This is a genomic window from Azospirillum sp. B510 (assembly GCF_000010725.1).
Classification (GTDB): domain Bacteria; phylum Pseudomonadota; class Alphaproteobacteria; order Azospirillales; family Azospirillaceae; genus Azospirillum; species Azospirillum lipoferum_B.
Window position 1 is genome coordinate 143,630 of the sequence record NC_013856.1, and the last position, 16,167, is coordinate 159,796.

General features: G+C 66.0%; 15 protein-coding genes and 3 pseudogenes. 3 read left to right on the forward strand and 15 right to left on the reverse strand.

The window, feature by feature from the left end:
- Positions 1-165 precede the first annotated feature (165 nt).
- Together AZL_RS34645 and AZL_RS21975 are read right to left on the reverse strand one after the other, a co-directional pair.
- Positions 166-1,303 (reverse strand): ISAs1-like element ISAzs22 family transposase gene (locus tag AZL_RS34645; RefSeq protein WP_076611334.1). Its coding sequence is split into 2 segments (ribosomal slippage): positions 166-690 and positions 692-1,303, totalling 1,137 coding nucleotides; the frame shifts between segments, so codons are not numbered across the junction.
- Positions 1,304-1,438: 135 nt separating this feature from the next.
- Complete coding sequence (locus AZL_RS21975; protein ID WP_012976650.1) at positions 1,439-2,569, reverse strand: ISAs1 family transposase; 1,131 nt, start codon at positions 2,567-2,569, stop codon at positions 1,439-1,441.
- A gap of 184 nt (positions 2,570-2,753) precedes the next feature.
- Between AZL_RS21975 and AZL_RS34650 the strand changes: the two are divergent.
- Positions 2,754-2,999, forward strand: a pseudogene (locus AZL_RS34650) (transposase family protein); the annotation flags it as partial.
- Between the two features lie 106 nt (positions 3,000-3,105).
- Here AZL_RS34650 and istB read toward each other — a convergent pair.
- From istB to AZL_RS22015, 7 genes are all read right to left on the reverse strand, one after another.
- Positions 3,106-3,861 carry an IS21-like element ISAzs2 family helper ATPase IstB gene (istB, locus tag AZL_RS21985; RefSeq protein ID WP_012972684.1) on the reverse strand — a complete coding sequence of 252 codons (756 nt, stop codon included), beginning with the start codon at positions 3,859-3,861 and terminating at the stop codon, positions 3,106-3,108.
- Positions 3,862-3,871: 10 nt separating this feature from the next.
- A complete protein-coding gene (gene istA / locus AZL_RS21990) occupies positions 3,872-5,386 on the reverse strand; it encodes an IS21-like element ISAzs2 family transposase (protein ID WP_012973785.1) in 1,515 nt (504 codons plus the stop codon).
- A gap of 115 nt (positions 5,387-5,501) precedes the next feature.
- Positions 5,502-5,717 (reverse strand): hypothetical protein, encoded by a 216-nt coding sequence (locus AZL_RS21995; RefSeq protein ID WP_042445004.1) that lies wholly within the window; start codon positions 5,715-5,717, stop codon positions 5,502-5,504.
- Between the two features lie 6 nt (positions 5,718-5,723).
- A protein-coding gene (locus AZL_RS22000) for an IS66-like element ISAzs20 family transposase (protein WP_076611226.1) occupies positions 5,724-7,368 on the reverse strand; the annotation gives its coding sequence in 2 pieces (ribosomal slippage) (positions 5,724-6,597 and positions 6,596-7,368; 1,647 coding nt in all).
- An 82-nt stretch (positions 7,369-7,450) separates the two neighbouring features.
- Positions 7,451-7,798, reverse strand: coding sequence for an IS66 family insertion sequence element accessory protein TnpB (gene tnpB / locus AZL_RS22005; RefSeq protein WP_012973092.1), 348 nt, complete (start codon positions 7,796-7,798; stop codon positions 7,451-7,453).
- Positions 7,795-8,187: an IS66-like element accessory protein TnpA gene (locus AZL_RS22010; RefSeq protein ID WP_012976652.1), complete on the reverse strand. Its 393-nt coding sequence runs from the start codon at positions 8,185-8,187 to the stop codon at positions 7,795-7,797. The genes tnpB and AZL_RS22010 overlap by 4 nt, the downstream gene beginning before the upstream one ends.
- A 59-nt stretch (positions 8,188-8,246) precedes the next feature.
- The gene (locus AZL_RS22015) at positions 8,247-8,810 is read right to left on the reverse strand and encodes a hypothetical protein (RefSeq protein ID WP_012976653.1); all 564 of its coding nucleotides are present in this window, start codon (positions 8,808-8,810) and stop codon (positions 8,247-8,249) included.
- A gap of 68 nt (positions 8,811-8,878) precedes the next feature.
- Here AZL_RS22015 and AZL_RS22020 point away from each other — a divergent pair.
- Both AZL_RS22020 and AZL_RS22030 read left to right on the forward strand, forming a co-directional pair.
- Positions 8,879-9,166 (forward strand): annotated as a pseudogene (locus tag AZL_RS22020) (IS630 family transposase); the annotation flags it as partial.
- Positions 9,167-9,237: 71 nt separating this feature from the next.
- Positions 9,238-10,721, forward strand: a protein-coding gene (locus tag AZL_RS22030; RefSeq protein WP_247894449.1) for an IS3-like element ISAzs23 family transposase whose coding sequence is annotated in 2 segments (ribosomal slippage) — positions 9,238-9,661 and positions 9,661-10,721 — 1,485 coding nt in all. Because the reading frame shifts where the segments join, the coding sequence is not laid out codon by codon here.
- A gap of 1 nt (position 10,722) precedes the next feature.
- On the opposite strand, the pseudogene AZL_RS22035 reads toward AZL_RS22030, so the two are convergent.
- The 6 genes and pseudogenes from AZL_RS22035 to AZL_RS22065 form a co-directional block, all read right to left on the reverse strand.
- A pseudogene (locus tag AZL_RS22035) lies at positions 10,723-11,890 on the reverse strand (IS3 family transposase).
- 114 nt (positions 11,891-12,004) lie between these two features.
- Entirely contained in the window at positions 12,005-12,577 is a 573-nt protein-coding gene (locus tag AZL_RS22045) for a nuclear transport factor 2 family protein (RefSeq protein WP_012976658.1), read from the reverse strand.
- Positions 12,577-13,440 (reverse strand): SDR family NAD(P)-dependent oxidoreductase, encoded by an 864-nt coding sequence (locus AZL_RS22050; protein ID WP_042445008.1) that lies wholly within the window; start codon positions 13,438-13,440, stop codon positions 12,577-12,579. Before AZL_RS22050 ends, AZL_RS22045 begins: the two co-directional genes overlap by 1 nt.
- 13 nt (positions 13,441-13,453) lie before the next feature.
- Positions 13,454-14,239: an SDR family NAD(P)-dependent oxidoreductase gene (locus AZL_RS22055; RefSeq protein WP_012976660.1), complete on the reverse strand. Its 786-nt coding sequence runs from the start codon at positions 14,237-14,239 to the stop codon at positions 13,454-13,456.
- Positions 14,236-14,961 (reverse strand): SDR family oxidoreductase, encoded by a 726-nt coding sequence (locus AZL_RS33605; RefSeq protein ID WP_012976661.1) that lies wholly within the window; start codon positions 14,959-14,961, stop codon positions 14,236-14,238. The genes AZL_RS22055 and AZL_RS33605 overlap by 4 nt, the downstream gene beginning before the upstream one ends.
- A gap of 43 nt (positions 14,962-15,004) precedes the next feature.
- On the reverse strand, positions 15,005-16,165 hold the full coding sequence (locus tag AZL_RS22065; protein WP_012976662.1) for an NADH:flavin oxidoreductase: 1,161 nt from the start codon (positions 16,163-16,165) through the stop codon (positions 15,005-15,007).
- Between the last annotated feature and the right edge of the window lie 2 nt (positions 16,166-16,167).

Consider the following 16,167-nt stretch of genomic DNA (forward strand, 5'->3'; position numbering starts at 1 on the left):
ATAAAACATTTCATGGCTGAACGGTAAAGTCATTGGTATGCACACCATGAGATGAGGTTGCCTGCATTCTGGAAACCTATGCGTGCCGCCTATGCTGAACGGTCATTCGACAATATGAACGACCGAAGCCGCTCCGTCAAGTATGCCACCCAGGGCCAGGGCGATTCAAAGAAAGCCGTTTTTGACGGTTGCGATTGTGGCACAGCGATCTTCGGCGCATGCCATGCGGACGGCGGGGAGTGGGGCGCCGAAGAGATTGGCGATGCCCAGCATGGTGTTGCGCAGCATCGCCATGGCCTGTGGCACGGCGCCGGATCGCACCCGGCTGGCGTCTTCGCTCAAGAGGACGTCACGCCTCCAGTGCAGGCGGTTCTCGATGCCCCAGTGGTCGCGGGCGAGCGCGAGCAGCGCCGCAGGCGAGGCGTGGTCGCGGTCCAGGCTGGTGATGACGTAGACGGTTTCGTGCGAGATCGCGCCCTTGACCTCGCGGGTCCGCTCGATGCGGCAGACCTGCGCCACGCCGGGCCAGTCGAGCGCGGGAACGACCTCGCGGCTGACGGTGATGCGGCGGGTTTCGATGCGCCCGTGCCCCTTCTCCACGGTCTGCGCGCCCTCACGGTCCGGCGGCGGCCCGTCCAGGGCGGGAGGCGGGGGCTGGCCCTGGAACGCCGCCACCAGCTCCGGGGGGAAAAGCGTCACCGAAGGCGACGGCGAGATCGGCCATCAGCGCCGGTTGGTTGGCTTTGACGGTGAACAGATAATCGCCGCCGCCGTCGCGGATGGCTTGGCAGATGGCGCGCTGACAGAACACCGCATCCCCGGTGATTACCGCACCGCCCAGCGGCAGGCTCTTGAGCAGCGTCAGCGCGGCGGTGATCTCGTTGGCTTCGGGCGGCACCCGCAACTGGCCGATCACCGTCCCCAGCCGGCTGGCGAAGGCGGCCAGCAGATGCACGCCTTCGCTGCCATCGTGCCCGGCCGGCGCGCTGCCCTTCAGGCGCTTGCCGTCGAGCGCCACATGTCCGACCGGGCCGGAGCCGCGCGCCCATTCCCCCAACACCGCCTCGGCCGCCGTAACGTCCAAAGCCTTGAAGAAATAGTGGTACATGGCGTGACACGGCGCCCGCTCCAGGCCCAGCAGGTAAAGAGCCTCGGGCGGCAACCGTCGCCCCCAGCGAAAGATCGCCATCAGGTCGTTGGCCCCCGCCAGCATCGCCGAAAGCGCCAAATCAAAACCGATGCCAGAGGGTACTGCCGCCCCTTCCGGCCCCGGCGATCCGGGATCGCTCCCACAACCTCCCACAACGTCCGCGGTCCACCCCTCATCGCTCCGACTCTCCGGCTCGGTTCCTGCCGATAGCCTTGTGAATCAACCGACGACTCGCGTCACCCGAATTTCATCCACCTTCTCTGAATCGCCCTGCACCCAGGGCCAGGGTCATCGCATTTGGCCGAGGATGGATCTTGCGAAGTCGTCGGACCATCCTGAGCGTTTTCGCTTTCGGCGGACGGAGATATCGCGCCGGGCCCGGTTCAGGATGTTGAGCGCGAGCTTGCGGAGGGTGGCGAGGTTTTCCGGCCCGTGCTCCTTGCGGTTGCGGGCGCGATCCTCGTCGAAGACGACGTCGAGCACCCAGTGCAATCCGTTTTCGATCGACCAATGGGCGCGGGCGGCCGCCAGATAGTCGGCCGCGCTGAGCGCGCGCGAGGCGATGTGGTAGTGCCGGGTCACGGTGGACTTGCCGCGATGCTCGACTTTAGCCTCGATCAAGCCCACACAGGCCATGCCGGGCGGCAGGACCGGTTCGCTGCTGGCCGATTTGGGCCCGCGCAGCCAATCCAGTTCGTGACAGACCCAGGCCCGCCGGGTCTCGATCCGGCCGTGATCGGCGTCGGTGGTCGTGGCACTCGCCAGCCCGGCGCACAGTTCCGGGTCGGTGAAGTACTCCTCGACCATGGCGAGCAGGGCGGGATGGTTGCCCTTCAGCCGCAGCAGGTAGTCGCCGCCGCGCTCCCGGATGAGGCGGGCGGTCTCCTCCTGACAATGGATGGCGTCGGCGGTGACCAGATGGCCCTGGAGGTCCAGGCACTCCAGCAGGGCACGGGCGGCCAGGATCTCGCTGTCGCCCTCGGCCACTCGGTAGCTGTGCTGGCCCACCACCAGCCGTGTCGCCGAGGCGAACGCCGTCACCACAGCCAGCGGGTTGGACCGGGCCGCGTCATCGAAGGAGCGGCGCAGCGTCTTGCCGTCGATGGCGATCACCCCAGCCCCGGCCGTTCCAAGCCCCTCCAGGAAACGGCCAAAGCAGGCGGCAAAGGCCACCGGGTCCAACAGCCGGAAGATGCGCGAGAAGGTGTCGTGGCTCGGCACCCCGTTCTCCAGACGCAAAAACGACCGAAACAGCACCTCGCGATCCACGGCGAAGTCGGCAAAGTCGGCACAGCTCTCCGCCCCGCACACCGTTGCCGTCAGCGCGATCGTCAGGATCTCCAGCAGGTCATGCCGCTTGGCGTTGCCCGTGCGTGGGTCCGGCAACGCATCAAACGCTTTCTCAAACCACGACTGCATCGGGGGCTCCAAAATCGGCGATAAAGCCCCTTACAGAATCCTTTTCTCTCACACACGCTACTCAATTTTTCCAAATGCGATTCCCCTGCACCCAGGGCCAGGGGAATCGCATACGGAAAAGCCTTGCCATTCCTATCGGATTTGATTCTACCCGGCGGACCGATTTGGGCGTTGGGGGAACGAGATGGAAGGGTTCAAAGCGTGCTTTGGAGCGCTGGACGATCCACGACGGGGCAATGCTCGTCAACACGACCTTCATGAAATGCTGATGATCGCTCTCTGCACGTTCCTGTGCGGTGGGCGAACCTGCATCGACATGGCGGAGTTCGCTGACGAACGTCAGGAGTTTCTGGGCGAATTCCTCACCTTAAAGGGCGGTCCGCCTGCGTATTTCGGCGAATTCGCCCAGGCGTTTCGGTTGAAAGCGCCCACCGTTTCGGCGAAAGCGCCCACCCGAATTGCAAGCTGGTGGGAGCCGGGGCCGAACCCTGGATTTACGTTATGAAGGTTGTGGGTTTGGTTGCCAAGCACCGGCCTTAGGTGTCGGGGGTTTCGCTGGCGGCATCGGCCTTGGTGCGGCGCATGGAGTCGCCATGCAGGTCGATGCGGTAGGCCCGATGCACGAGGCGGTCGAGGATGGCGTCGGCGTAGGTGGCATCGCCGATGAGCCGATGCCAGTTGGCCACGGGAACTTGGGTGGCCAGCATGGTTGCGGCCCGGTCGTGGCGGTCATCGATCACCTCCATCAGGTCCAGGCGCTGAGGCGCGGTCAGCTCGGTCATCGCCCAGTCATCCAGGATCAGCAGGTCGAGCCGGGCGATCCGTCGCAGCAGCCGGGCGAGCGAACCGTCCAGGCGGGCGGTGGCCAGATCGTCCAGCAGGCGGGTCAGCCGGGTGTAGAGTACGCTGTGGCCTTCCCGCGCCGCCTGGTTGCCGAGTGCACAGGCCAGCCAGGTCTTGCCGATCCCGGTCGGGCCGGTGATCAGAACCGGCCGGTTCTCCTTCACCCAGCGCCCGGTGGCCAGCTCGCGCACAACACCGCGATCGAGCCCACGCGGGGTGCGCAGGTCGAGGTCCTCCAGGCAGGCCGTCTGGCGCAGCCGGGCACGTTTCAGTCGGCTGGCGAGTGCGGTGTTGGCGCGCTCTGCCGCTTCCCGCTCGATCAGCGTGCCCAACTGCTCGTCGAAGGCCAGTTGGCCGCGATCGGGCAGGCGTTCCAGCGCCTCCAACCCCTTGGCCATGCCGTACAGCCGCAACTGGCGCAGCCGCTCGTGGTTGACGTGCTTCATCATCGTATCTCCGTCAGTGATAGTAGGAAGGGCCGCGCAGATTGGTGTGCTCGCCGGCACCGGCCGCGTCCGCCGTTGTGGCCGGGGGAGCGGTCAACCAGCGCTGGACGTAGCGGTAGGATCCGACGTTGGCCTCCAGCGCCGCCTGGCAGGCTTGCTCCAGCCGGCTGGTGCCGTGGGTGGCCGCCAAGCGGATCAGGCCGATCCCGGCCCGCACCGCCTGTTCGGGGTGATCGGCGCCGGCCAGGATGCGTTCGAACAGCAGCGCGGCGGCCGGGCCGATGGCGGCCAGTTCGGTCTGGATGGCATCGGGGGTGAAGCGGGCGACGGCCCGGTGGTTGGCGGGGCGATGGGCGTCCAGCGTCACGGTGGCGCCGTCCTGCCGGCGGACATGGCAGGCCATCCGCTTGCCGCGCAGGAAGACGCTGATCACGCCGGCGGTGCTGTGCACGTCGACCGTCTTGCCGATCAGCGTGTGGGGCACCGAGTAGACGCCGCCGTCGAGAGCGAGATGATAGTCGGGCGGGACCTTGTGGCGCGCCCAGGTGCCCGGCACGAAGCGGTCCGGCGGCAAGGGGCGCAGGGTCGGCTGCTCCTCGGCGGCGAACAGGCCGGCGCGCGTGTCCTGCGGCCGGCGGCTCAAGGGAGCGGCATTGAGGGTGGCCAGCTTGTCGCGCAAGGCCGCGTTGGCGGCGTCCAGCGTGGCGAAGGGCGTATCGCGCAGCGGGGCCAGCACCCGCCGCTCGACCTGCTGCACGCCGTTCTCGGCGCTGGGCTTGTCGCGCGGGCGCCGCACCCGGGCCGGCAGGACGGCGGTGCGGTAGTGCCGGGCGAGATCGTGATAAGCCGGGTTGATCGCCGGATCGTAGAAGGAGGCGTGGCTGACGCCGACCTTGAGGTTATCCGGCACCAGCTTGCCCGGCACGCCGCCCAGATGTTCGAACAGCCGGGCGTGGGAGGCCAGCCACTCCTCCGCCTGCTGGGTCCAGGTCGCCTCGGCATAGACGTAGCCCGAATACGGCAGGCAGGCGACAAACACCTGGGCCTGCCGCGCCTCAGCGCCGAGCCCGACGGTCAGCGTCATCCCAGCGTAATCAACCTCGATCGCCGCCCCCGGCCGATGTTCCCGGCGCAGACGCGGCTCGGCATGAGCACCCTGCCATGCCCGGAAATGCTGGACGAATTGGGTGTAGCGATAGCCGCCGGGATGGACCTCCAGGTATTCCTCCCACAGCAGCCGCAGCGTTACGCCACGGCGGCCGAGTTCCCGGCTGATGTGCCGCCAGTCGGGCACCGGGCGCGCCGACGTGACCGGAGGCGGGAACAGCCGCTCCTCCAGCTCGACGTCCGTCCAGCCCAGCACATCCGCGTACTGCAGCCCGGAGGCCCGTAGCCGCTCCAGGTAATCGCGCACGGTGCTGCGCGGCAGCCGGCAGGCATCGGCAATCTGCCGTTGGCTGGCGCCAAACTCATCCCGCAGACGAAGGACTTCTCTGATCCGCCGCATGTCCGACCTCGCTCGGGGCATCCCGATCCTCCTTGGCCTGTGCCGTGGAAAGATCATGGGGATGCCAAAGGCTGGTTCGGACCCCGATACCACCACTCCTACGGGTGGGCGAATTCACCGAAACGGCTGGGCGCTTTCACCGTTCTGCCCGGGCGCTTTCCGCCGTTCCCGCTGGGTGCTTTCCGCCGAAATATGCAGTCAGGGCATGGAACCACTGCTCGCCTGGGCCGAACACGGCCAGGCAACCGTCCTCCGGCTCCAGCTCGATGGCAATGTCGATCAGCCATTCGACGTCCTCGCCGAGGATCTCGGCGACGCGCTCCATGGTCACGAGGTTGCGGGTTCTGGCCATGGTTCCTCAGGTCGCCGTGGTCGCCTCGTGCAGCCGCTTCCATTCCCAGGGCAGCAGTTCGTGCAGCTTGGTCTGCGGCAGATCGTTGATGCGGGCCAGGACGTCGGCCAGCCACGCCTGGGGATCGATGTCGTTCATCTTTGCCGTCACGATCAGGCTGTACATGGCGGCGGCGCGCTGCCCGCCTCGATCCGATCCGCAGAATAGCCATGCCTTCCTGCCAAGGGCGATTCCACGCAACGCTCGTTCGGCAGCATTGTTGGTCAGGCAGACCCGTCCGTCACGCAGGAAGCGGGTGAAGCCTTCCCAGCGGGTCAGCATGTAGTCCATCGCCTTGGCCACCGGCGCGTGCTTCGACATCCCGGCCCGGGCCGTTCGCATCCAGTTTTCCAGTTCCTCGACCTGGGGCTTGGACAGCTCTGTGCGCACCGCCAGACGGTCGGCTGCCGAGCGCCCGAGGGCTTCGCGCTCGATGTCGAACAGCGGGTCGATGCGCCGCACCGCCTCCAGCGCCAGCGGAGAAATCGGGGGCGCCCCCTTGCCGCGCCGCTTGTTGGCGGCGATATCGGCGAGTTCGAAGAATTTCCGACGCGCGTGCGCCCAACACAGGACCTCGGCCACGGGCTCCGGCTGGCGGCTCGCGTCGTAGAGGCGGTTGTATCCGGCATAGGCGTCGGCCTGCAGCACTCCGGCCCAACCGGCCAGATGTGCCTCGGGATGCCCGCCGCCACGGTCGCGGGAGTAGTGGAACAGCGCCGCCGGTGCCGCCGCGCCCGCGAAGGGGCGATCGTCGCGCACATAGACCCAGATGCGGCCGGTGTCGGTCTTGCCCTTCGCCAGCACCGGCACGGTCGTGTCGTAGCTTCGCTGGCCCTTCGGGCTCGCCGTGCAACCGCTCCGCCGCCAGCACATGCGCTGCGAGCCGGTCGAGCAGCGGCTTCAGCACGCCGCAGGCCGCCCCCACCTGGTCGGCCGCGGTGGACAGGCTGATCTCCATGCCCTCCTTGGCGAAGCGCTCGCACTGGCGGTTCAGCGGCTGATGCTGGCCGAACTTCTCGAACAGCAGCGTGGCCAGCAGGTTCGGCCCCGCCCAGCCGCGCGGCGTGGTGTGGAACGGTGCCGGCGGCTGGCTGATCGTCTCGCAGTCCCGGCAGGAGAATTTCTCGCGCACCGTCTGGATGATTTTCCACCGCGCGGGAATGCGCTCGGCCGTCTCGGTCACGCTTTCACCCAGCTTGCACAGCCGGGTCGAGCCGCAGCATGGGCACACCGCCGGCGCCGGGATCACGACGCGCTCGCGCGGCAGGTGCGCCGGGAACGGCTTGCGCGACGGCGCCTTGCGGGTGATGCGGGCCGCGCCGGTCGCCTCGGCCACCTGTTCCGCCGCCAGATCGTCCTCGCCGACGCTTGCCTGCGCCTCCTCCAACTGGAATTCGAGCTGGCCGAGCAGTCGGGAGGTCCGTTCGGAGCGCCGGCCGTAGAGGTCGCGCTGGAGCTTCTCGATCTGGAGCTTCAGGGTGGCGATCAGCGCCTGGTCGCCGGACCGTTCGGCCCGCGCCTGGGCGGCGTCCGCCTCGGCCAACGCAGCCCGGCCACGCGCTTCGATCAGCGCGGCGCGCAGGGCGTCGATGGTGTCGGGCAGGGCGTCCATGGGGCCGGATTGTACCCGGAAACCCGCACCGATCCTCGTTCTTCCCGCCGGAGAGCGGCGGGTTGATTCACTGTGCCGCAGCCTATCCGGCCGAGCGCGGTCTCCAAGTCTGCTGCGGATTGCGCCAGTCGATGGCGTCGAGCAGATACGCGAACTGGGACGCGGAAATGGCCACGGCTCCGCTGGCCGGGCTGGGCCAGATGAAACGGCCCCGTTCAAGCCTCTTGGCGTACAGCGACATGCCGAGCCCGTCATGCCACAGGCACTTCACCATGTCACCGCGACGTCCACGGAAGACGTATAAATCGCCGGCATGGGGATCGCGGCCAAGACCCTCCTGGACCTTCAGCGCCAGAGAGTTCATCCCGCAGCGCATGTCGGTGACCCCGCCCGCCAGCCAGACCCGAACGCCCGAGGGGACCGGGATCATGCCGACCGTCCCGACAGCGCGGCGATCACCGTGCCGACCAGGGCCGGATCGACCGGGCCGGTGATGCGCAAGCGCGCCGTCGCGAATTCGACCTCGATGAGACCGGCTGGTGGGGCCGCTGGCGCCGCTGTCGGCTCTGCCACCTTCTCCGGTGCCGGAGCGTCGGTGGCGACGGTGATCGGCATGAAGGCGGGCAGCCGGGGCTGCTGACCGAAGAACTGGCGGCGCCAGCGGTACAGCAGGCTGACGTCCACGCCCAGGCGCCGGGCGACTTCGGTCGCCTTGACGCCCGGCTGGAACGCCTCTTCGACCAGCCGCAGCTTCTCCTCGTCGCTGAACTGCCGCCGCCGCTCCTGGCCCGTGATCACCTCGACGCGTTGGATAGTCATAGGGACTGCCATAGGGATAGCCATAGGGACAGGCACAATGATTCAGCTTCCCCGCTCGGTCACAAGGCGGCGCTCGGCGGAGGGGTACGGATCGCCAGCAGGTCGCCATGAAGCTGGGCCTCCAGCCCGGCGCCCGAGGGGCAGGGGGACAGCACGACGCGGTCGACCATGGACCTGATCATCTCCATCGCGGCCATCCCCTCGTCGCCGTCGCCGAGCACGGACTCGAGCTCTGCGATCTTCCGCCGGTACAACTCCGGCAGGTTGGCCGGCAGCAGCATCTCCGGCGCCTCCGTGCCCAGGGCGTCGATCTCGGCGGCGAGTGTGGCGCGCTCGGCCTCCAGGGCGGACAGCCGCTCCTTCAGGGCCGGGCTGTACATCCCGTTCTCCACCGCCTCCAGGATCGACGCGATCTTCCGGTCGATGCCGACGAGGGCGCGCTCCTGGTCGCCGCGCCGGTTCCGGGCTTCGGCCTGATCACGCCGTTGCGCCACCACCATTTCCTCAATAAAGGCGGCGACCACGTCAGCGTCGAGCAGGCGCTCCTTCAGCCCGGCAAGAACACGGCCCTCGATTGCTTGCCGGCTAGAGCGGCTTGCGACCGAGTTGAATCGGACACTCATAGAGGGATTCCCTGGGGCTTTGAAATCGGCGATTCTGTAAGGGTCGATTGACCTTCCCGGAGCCGGAGATGGCAGGCCCTTATTCTCAGGACCTCAGAGACCGCGTTGCCGCGGCGGTATCGGGGGGCTGCTCGGCGCGCGCAGCGGCGTCCCGGTTCAGCATCAGCGTCAGCACGGCAATCCGCTGGGCCAAGCGCATGAATACCGAGGGGCATGCCCAGGCACGGCCGATGGGTGGGGACCACCGCTCGCGTCTGGGCGATCACCGTGAGGCGGTTCTGACGCTGCTCGCCCACCAACCCGACCTGACGCTGGAGGAGATCCGCACCGAACTGAGCACCCGTCATGGCGTGAGCCCTCTGTGCCAATGAGAGTGAGACACCGTGCCCCCTGAAGTTTAAGCTTGAGGGCTGAGGAAACTGATTTCGTGGTTATGCCCAACAATATGCCCCTGTCCGCCCCTGTATCGGAGGCGGTTCCCGACGCCGGTGAGACGCCGCGGGTTGTTGCCGGGCCCGCTGCAGTCCCCCCGGAGATGTCGGCGCGTCCCAAACGTCGCACTTTCACGGCGGCGGAGAAGCTGCGGATCCTCGCCGAGACGGATCGGGCGGCGGACACCGGCGGGATCGCCGCGATCCTGCGGCGGGAAGGTCTGTATTCGTCGGCCCTGACCGACTGGCGCCGGCAACGCGATGCCGGCGCCTTCGAGGCGCTGAAGCCGCTCAAGCGCGGTCCGAAGACGGCCCCCTCCAACCCGTTGGAAGCGGAGCTGGCCAAGGCTCGCCAGGACATCGCCCGTCTCCAGCGCCGCCTGGAACGAGCCGAGGCGGTCATCGACGTCCAAAAAAAATTTTCGGACCTGTTGGGGATTGCCTTGCCTCCCGCCGACAGCGACGAGACGCCGCGATGAGCGCGATCGCCACCTTGGCCCCCGACCGCGGTCTTGTGAGTGCGGCCTGCGCCGCTGTCGGCGTCGCCCGTGCCAGCGTCCATCGGCATCGGGTCCGGCTGGCCGGCCGGGAACCGGCGCCTCGCCCCCGGCCACGCCCGCCGCGGGCGCTCGCGGTCCAGGAGCGCCAGACGGTGCTCGCCCTTCTGCGCGAGCCGCGCTTCGTCGATCTCGCCCCGGCGGAAGTCTACGCCACCCTGCTCGATGAAGGCGTCTATCATTGCTCCATCCGCACCATGTACCGCCTGCTGGCGGAGCATGACGAGGTCCGCGAACGCCGCGACCAGCTCCGTCATCCGGCCTACCGGAAACCCGAATTGCTGGCCAAGGCCCCGAACGAGGTCTGGTCCTGGGACATCACCAAGCTGATGGGGCCGATGAAGTGGTACTACCTCTACGTGATCCTCGACATCTTCAGCCGCCGCGTTGTCGGCTGGTGCGTCGCCGATGCCGAGAGCGCCACCCTGTTCAAGGCGCTGTTCGAGGAGACGCTGGCCAAACACACCGTCCCGCCCGGCCAATTGACCCTGCACGCCGATCGAGGCGGCCCGATGAAGGCCAAGGCCACCGCTCTCCTGCTCGCCGACCTCGGCGTCACCAAATCGCACAGCCGGCCACACACCTCCAATGACAACCCGTTCTCGGAGGCCCACTTCAAGACCATGAAATATCAGCCGCAATTCCCCAAGCGCTTCGGCTCCATCGAGGATGCCAGGGCCTTCTGCCGGGACTTCTTCACCTGGTACAACCGGGATCACCACCATGCCGGCATCGGCCTGATGACCCCAGACCAAGTCCATTACGGCCAAGCCGACGCCGTCCATGCCGCCCGCCAGCAAACCCTCGACCGTGCCTTTCGCCGCACACCGGAGCGTTTCGTTCGCAAAGCGCCTCAACCACCCGCAAAGCCAATCGAAGTCTGGATCAATCCGCCGCAAAAGCCGGAGAGCATCCAAGCCTAATTCATAACTCCGGCTGTCTCACAGTCGTTGACACGTTCCGCAATCTGATCCGGTTGAGTGTGCGCTCGTAGGCCTCTGCCGGGGTTCTGCCGCCGAGCGCGGAGTGCGGACGGTCGGCGTTGTAGTATCGATCCAGCGGCCGATCCCGGCCCTGGCCTCGCTGCCGGTTTCGAAGGCGTGGAGGTAGACGCATTCGTACTTCATCGATCGCCACAGCCGTTCGATGAAGACGTTGTCCATCCAGCGGCCGCGCCCATCCATCGATACCCGGATGCCGGCCGCGGTCAAGAGGCCGGTAAAGCGCGGGCTGGTGAACTGGCTGCCCTGATCGGTGTTGAAGATGTCCGGCCGGCCGTAGCGTGCCATGGCCTCCTCAACGGCCTCGATGCAGAACTCGATGTCCATGGTGTTCGACAGCCGCCAACTCACGACTTTGCGTGTCGCCCAGCCCATCACCGCCACCAAGTACAGAAAGCCGCGGCGCATGGGAATGTACGTGATGTCGCTACACCACACCTGGTCGGGGCGGTCGATGGTCAGGTCGCGCAGCAAGTACGGCCAGATCTTGTGTTCAGGGTGTGGCACTGTCGTCTTCGGGCGTTGGTAAATCGCCTGCAAGCCCATCCGCACCATCAGGCGGCGAACCCGCTTGCGGTTGACCTGATGGCCGTGCCGGCGCAGATGCCGGGTCATCTGCCGGCTGCCGTACCAGGGCGTTTCCAGGAACTGCTCGTCGATCAGTCGCATCAACTCCAGGTTCGCGGCCGGCTCGCCTTTGGCCGGTCCGTAGTAGCTGGACCGGCTGATCGAAACCAGCTCGCACTGTCGGGTGATCGACAGACGCGGATGATCCGCCTCCACCAGCTCCCGCCTCCGACCGATGCTCATCGATCGGAGGCCTTGCGCAAAAAATCCCGCTCCACGACCAACTGGCCGATCATGGCGTGCAGCTTCTCCACCTCGCCCTGATGGTTGGATTCAGCGGTTTCCGCCTTGCCGGAGAACACACCAGCCATCCCCTCCATCGCCTGCTTCTTCCAAGCGTTGATCAGCGTCTGGTGTACGCCGTGCTTGGTCACCAACTGCGACACCGTCAGCTCGCCCCGGATCGCCTCCAGCGCCACCTTCGCCTTGAACTCTGCCGAATACCGCTTCCGTTTCCCCGTCATCGGGTCCGTCCTTCCTCATGGGCGAACCAAGCTTATCCGACTGTCCGGGAAACGGGGACCAGCTCACCTCAGCCGAGGCAAAAAGCCGGAATATGTGCGTTTTTCCGCGTCCTGTTAAGGGATCTCGGTAAGGGCGGCGATTTCCTCAGCCGTCGAGCGTGACCAAAACTCCCGCCACTGAGGAAAACTCTGGGGAAGGCGTGGCTGATAGCGCTCCCGGTCGAAGCGATCCCAGTTCTGCAACCGCGGCTGCCCCGGACGGTCCAGAGCGTCGCTGGAGTACCAATGCCGTTCGTCTCGCGATTTAAAGAACCAATTGCCGTCGTAGCGTTGATAGGTGTCGAAATAACAGATCGCCATCACGATCCATTTGCCACCGTCCTCGTGCTCGGCCCGGCAATAGACGGTTCCGGTGGCGCGATCGGGGTCGGCAGGGTCGAAATCGATAACCTGGCCCACGATCTGATGATGACAGCGATAGAATTGGCGCAAGGTCGGATCGTAGAAGGCTTTCAGGGCGATCCGACCCTGGCCCCAGCGTCCGCAATCGATGTCAGGAACGAACAGAGCCACAAGATCGTCCAGATTGCGGGAGTCAATGGCGAGTGCGTACCGCGATGGCAATTGCTGGATGGCGAGGTGGGATTCGATACGGTCGATCCGTGCCAGCAGCCGGTCGGTTCCCATCAGTCCTCTCTCCCCGCAGTATTGAAGCGCTTCATGAAATCCAGCATATCGGCGTTGAAGGGAAGGACCGCGCTGTAACCGCCATCGACATTGATTACTTGGCCGGTGATGAACTCCGCTTCGTCGGATGCGAGGAACAGAGCTGTGGCGGCGACGTCGTCCGGGCAGCCGAAGCGCGGTACCAACTGGTGGCGCCGCATGATTTCTCCGGGACCGCCGGAGGCCGCGTAGGTACTGGCAGTAGCCGGCGTCACGATCAATCCGGGGGCAATGGCGTTGCAGCGGATGCCGTCCTTGCCATGCTGGACCGCAACATAGCGGGTCAGGGTTTCAATCCCGGTTTTGGAGGTAGCGTAGGCGGTGAACGAGGCTGCTCCAGCCTGGGCGGAGACCGAGGAGGCGTTCAGGATGACACCTTTGCCACGCCTCCGCAGCGCGGGCAGGGCACATTTGATCGCCAGCATCGTGCCGCGCAGATTGGTGCGCATCAAGGCATCCCAGACCTCGATGTCCATATCTTCGACGGCACTGTCCCGGCTCGACGACAGTTGGGTCGCGGCGGCGTTGTTGTAAAGGATATCGAGGCCGCCGAACAACCGAACTGTTTCGCCGAGCAGATCGCTGATGGACTGGGGATCGCCGAGATCGACCCGTATCGCCTCGGCCTTTCCGCCGGACGCCCGGATCCCGGCCGCTCTCGCCTCCGCCCCGTCACGGTCGATGTCGGCTACCACCAGTTCGGCGCCTTCGCGTGCGAACAACTCAGCGGTCGCGGCACCGATTCCCGATGCTGCTCCTGTCACGATGGCAGTCTTTCCCGCCAGACGTCCACGGGACACATGTCCCTGTGAATGATCGCTCATGTTGTTTTCCTTATCAGGCCGTGAAGAGTCCGCCATCAACCACCAGCGTCTGTCCGGTCACGTAGCGGCAAAGGTCGCTACAGAGGGCGGTGACGGCCGTACCGATATCGTCGGTGGAGTGCCCCATGCGGCCGAGCGGGAAATTCGTCAGATATGCAGCGCGGATCTCGGGATACTGGTTGAAGAACAGTTCGGCCGGCGGGGTCAGGGCCGACGGAGCGACACCCAGGACGCGGATGCCATCGCGTCCCCATTCGCGCGCCAGCGCCTTGATGAAGCCGCGGTCCGCCCCCTTCAAGATGGAATAGATCGGATTCATCCCGGCGCCATGGAGGCCGAAGGCCGAAACCAGCAGGATGTAGCAGCCGTTTCCGCTTGCCTTCAAATAGGGATGTGCCGCTTTCGCCAGCAGGAACGCGCCGACGTGCGCCACGGCCGCCTGGGCTTCCCAGTCCGCGTCCGTCACCGCCTCCAGGGCGATGGGCACTGCCGATGCCGGGTTGTTGGCGTTGTGGACCGCGATGTCGAGACCGCCAAATTCCGCGACGGCGTACTCAACTGCGGCGTTCATCTGCTCTGCAGAGGTGACGTCGGCCACAACCACCCGGCCGTCGCCACCCTCGCTGCGGATCAGGTCAAGGGCGGCGTCGCCGATCTCGCGACGGCGAACCGCTAACACGACCCGTGCCCCGGCAGCCGCGAACGCCTGAGCAATTCCCAGCCCAATTCCCTGACCTGCGCCGGTGATGAGCGCCGTGCGCCCCGCGAGAACCTTGTTGGGAAGGTTGTTTTCAGTCATGGAGTCATCCAATCCCCGCCATCCAGGGCGATCGTCGCCCCGGTCAGGCTGTGTGAAGAATCGCTGCCGAGAAAGCCCAGCACCGGGGTCACATCGGCGGCCAGGTCCGGGGCACCACCCAGCGCAGCGGGCGGCGGGCCGAGTTCCGGAACTTCAGGTCCCTTGCCGGTCAGCGCCGAGGCGTAACGGGCATCGGCGATTCCGATCCAATTGACACGAATCCCACGCTGTCCCCACTGCCGTGCGGCCGACTTGACCATGGTCCGCTGACCTTCGGCACAGGTGGACAGCCCGACCAGTCCGGTTGCGCCGACCAGGGACAGCGCCGGACCGATCACGACGATCGAGCCACCGCTTTCCTTCATCGCGGCTTCCGCTGCTTGCAGGGTATATAGCGTTGCCCGCAACGGGGCATCGGTGACTTGGTGAAAACTTTCGCGATCGAGGGAAATCAAATCCTTGGTGATCAAGGCTCCCTCGCCGGCGGCGGCGTGGACAACCAGGTCGGGCGGGCCGGTTCGCGCCACAGCTGCCGCGAATGCTGCATCCACGGCGGCACGCGAGGAAAAGCGCCCGGCCGCGTCGTCCGCGATCGCAGTGACCCGAGCGCCTTGGCTTTCGAGGCCAGCAACCAATGCCGGCGCGAAGTCCAGGCCAGACACCACGACGAAGGCGACGCGGCCATTCAGAAGCGGCAAAGGCGCCGCACTGTTGAAAGACATGAGAGGTTCTCCGTGCCGTGGCTGAAGACGCCGGCGCAGTCGATCAGGTCAGAACTTTAAGGGAGTCGGTGGAAAACGCGGTTATTGCCGCTCCGGCGCGCACCTTGTTTACCCATTCCGGTTCGTGGAGCAGCATACGGCCGACGCCGACCAGATCGAACTCGCCGCGATTGAAGCGTTCCATTAGCAGATCCAGACGGGCGACTGAAGCTGCGGCGCCGGCCATGGTGTCATAAAAACCCTTGTCAATGCCGACACCGCCGACCGTCATCGCCAGCTTGCCGGTCAGGGCCTTGGCCCATCCGGCAAGGTTAAGCGGGGAGCCGGACTCCGGAAAGGCCGGTTGTGCAAAATAGCGGGTGCTGGCTTCGAACAGATCGACGCCGGCTTCGGCGAGTGGTTGGAGGATTTCCCCCAACTCATCGGGGGTTTCCGCCAGGCGGGCCGAAAAGTCCTGCTGTTTCCATTGGGAAAAGCGGAAACTGATCGGCAATTCCTCGCCAATGGCGCTGCGCACCGCCTTGACGACCTCCACCGCAAAGCGCGCCCGGCCTCGCCGGTCGCCACCCCATCGGTCGGTGCGGAGGTTGGTTTCCGCCCACAGGAAACTATCAATCAGATAACCGTGACCACCATGAATTGCGATGCCATCGAAGCCGACCGCCTTGGCATTCGCGGCGCTGCGAGCGTAGGCCGCGATCGTGTCGGCAATCTCGTTCTCGCTCATCGGTTGCGTCGGTGCGGAGGCCCGGCCAATATAGTCGGCATCGATCGAGGTCTTGCGGCCCAGAGGCCCCCAAAGCCCTGATGGGCGCATCGGTGGCGCTTCGGGGTAGGGGCCGGTGCCCAGTTCCTTCATCACGCCCATATGCCAAAGCTGGGGGAAAATAATCCCACCTTCGGCGTGAACGCCGGCAACGACCTGTCGCCATCCTTCCAAGGCGGCTTCTCCGTGCAACTCCGGAGTAGCGTTTTCGCCCAGACCGGCCTCACCCAGTGCTGAAGGATGATCGATTCCGACGCCTTCGGTAATGATGAGGCCTGTCCCTCCCGCCGCGCGGCGCCGGTAGTAGCCCGCCACATTGGCGCCCGGCACACCGTCGGGAGAAAAGCCCCGTGCCATGGGAGACATGACGATCCGGTTGCGCAGCGTTGCCCCGCGCAGGGTCAGTGGTTGGAACAATCCTTCAATGTCGTGTGTCATGA

Excerpts from the sequence above, each read along its gene's own strand:
- AZL_RS21975 (WP_012976650.1), bottom strand. The coding sequence starts at position 2,569 with ATGCAGTCGTGGTTTGAGAAAGCGTTTGATGCGTTGCCGGACCCACGC.
- istB (WP_012972684.1), bottom strand. The coding sequence starts at position 3,861 with ATGATGAAGCACGTCAACCACGAGCGGCTGCGCCAGTTGCGGCTGTAC.
- istA (WP_012973785.1), bottom strand. The coding sequence starts at position 5,386 with ATGCCCCGAGCGAGGTCGGACATGCGGCGGATCAGAGAAGTCCTTCGT.
- AZL_RS21995 (WP_042445004.1), bottom strand. The coding sequence starts at position 5,717 with ATGGCCAGAACCCGCAACCTCGTGACCATGGAGCGCGTCGCCGAGATC.
- tnpB (WP_012973092.1), bottom strand. The coding sequence starts at position 7,798 with ATGATCCCGGTCCCCTCGGGCGTTCGGGTCTGGCTGGCGGGCGGGGTC.
- AZL_RS22010 (WP_012976652.1), bottom strand. The coding sequence starts at position 8,187 with ATGACTATCCAACGCGTCGAGGTGATCACGGGCCAGGAGCGGCGGCGG.
- AZL_RS22015 (WP_012976653.1), bottom strand. The coding sequence starts at position 8,810 with ATGAGTGTCCGATTCAACTCGGTCGCAAGCCGCTCTAGCCGGCAAGCA.
- AZL_RS22045 (WP_012976658.1), bottom strand. The coding sequence starts at position 12,577 with ATGGGAACCGACCGGCTGCTGGCACGGATCGACCGTATCGAATCCCAC.
- AZL_RS22050 (WP_042445008.1), bottom strand. The coding sequence starts at position 13,440 with ATGAGCGATCATTCACAGGGACATGTGTCCCGTGGACGTCTGGCGGGA.
- AZL_RS22055 (WP_012976660.1), bottom strand. The coding sequence starts at position 14,239 with ATGACTGAAAACAACCTTCCCAACAAGGTTCTCGCGGGGCGCACGGCG.
- AZL_RS33605 (WP_012976661.1), bottom strand. The coding sequence starts at position 14,961 with ATGTCTTTCAACAGTGCGGCGCCTTTGCCGCTTCTGAATGGCCGCGTC.
- AZL_RS22065 (WP_012976662.1), bottom strand. The coding sequence starts at position 16,165 with ATGACACACGACATTGAAGGATTGTTCCAACCACTGACCCTGCGCGGG.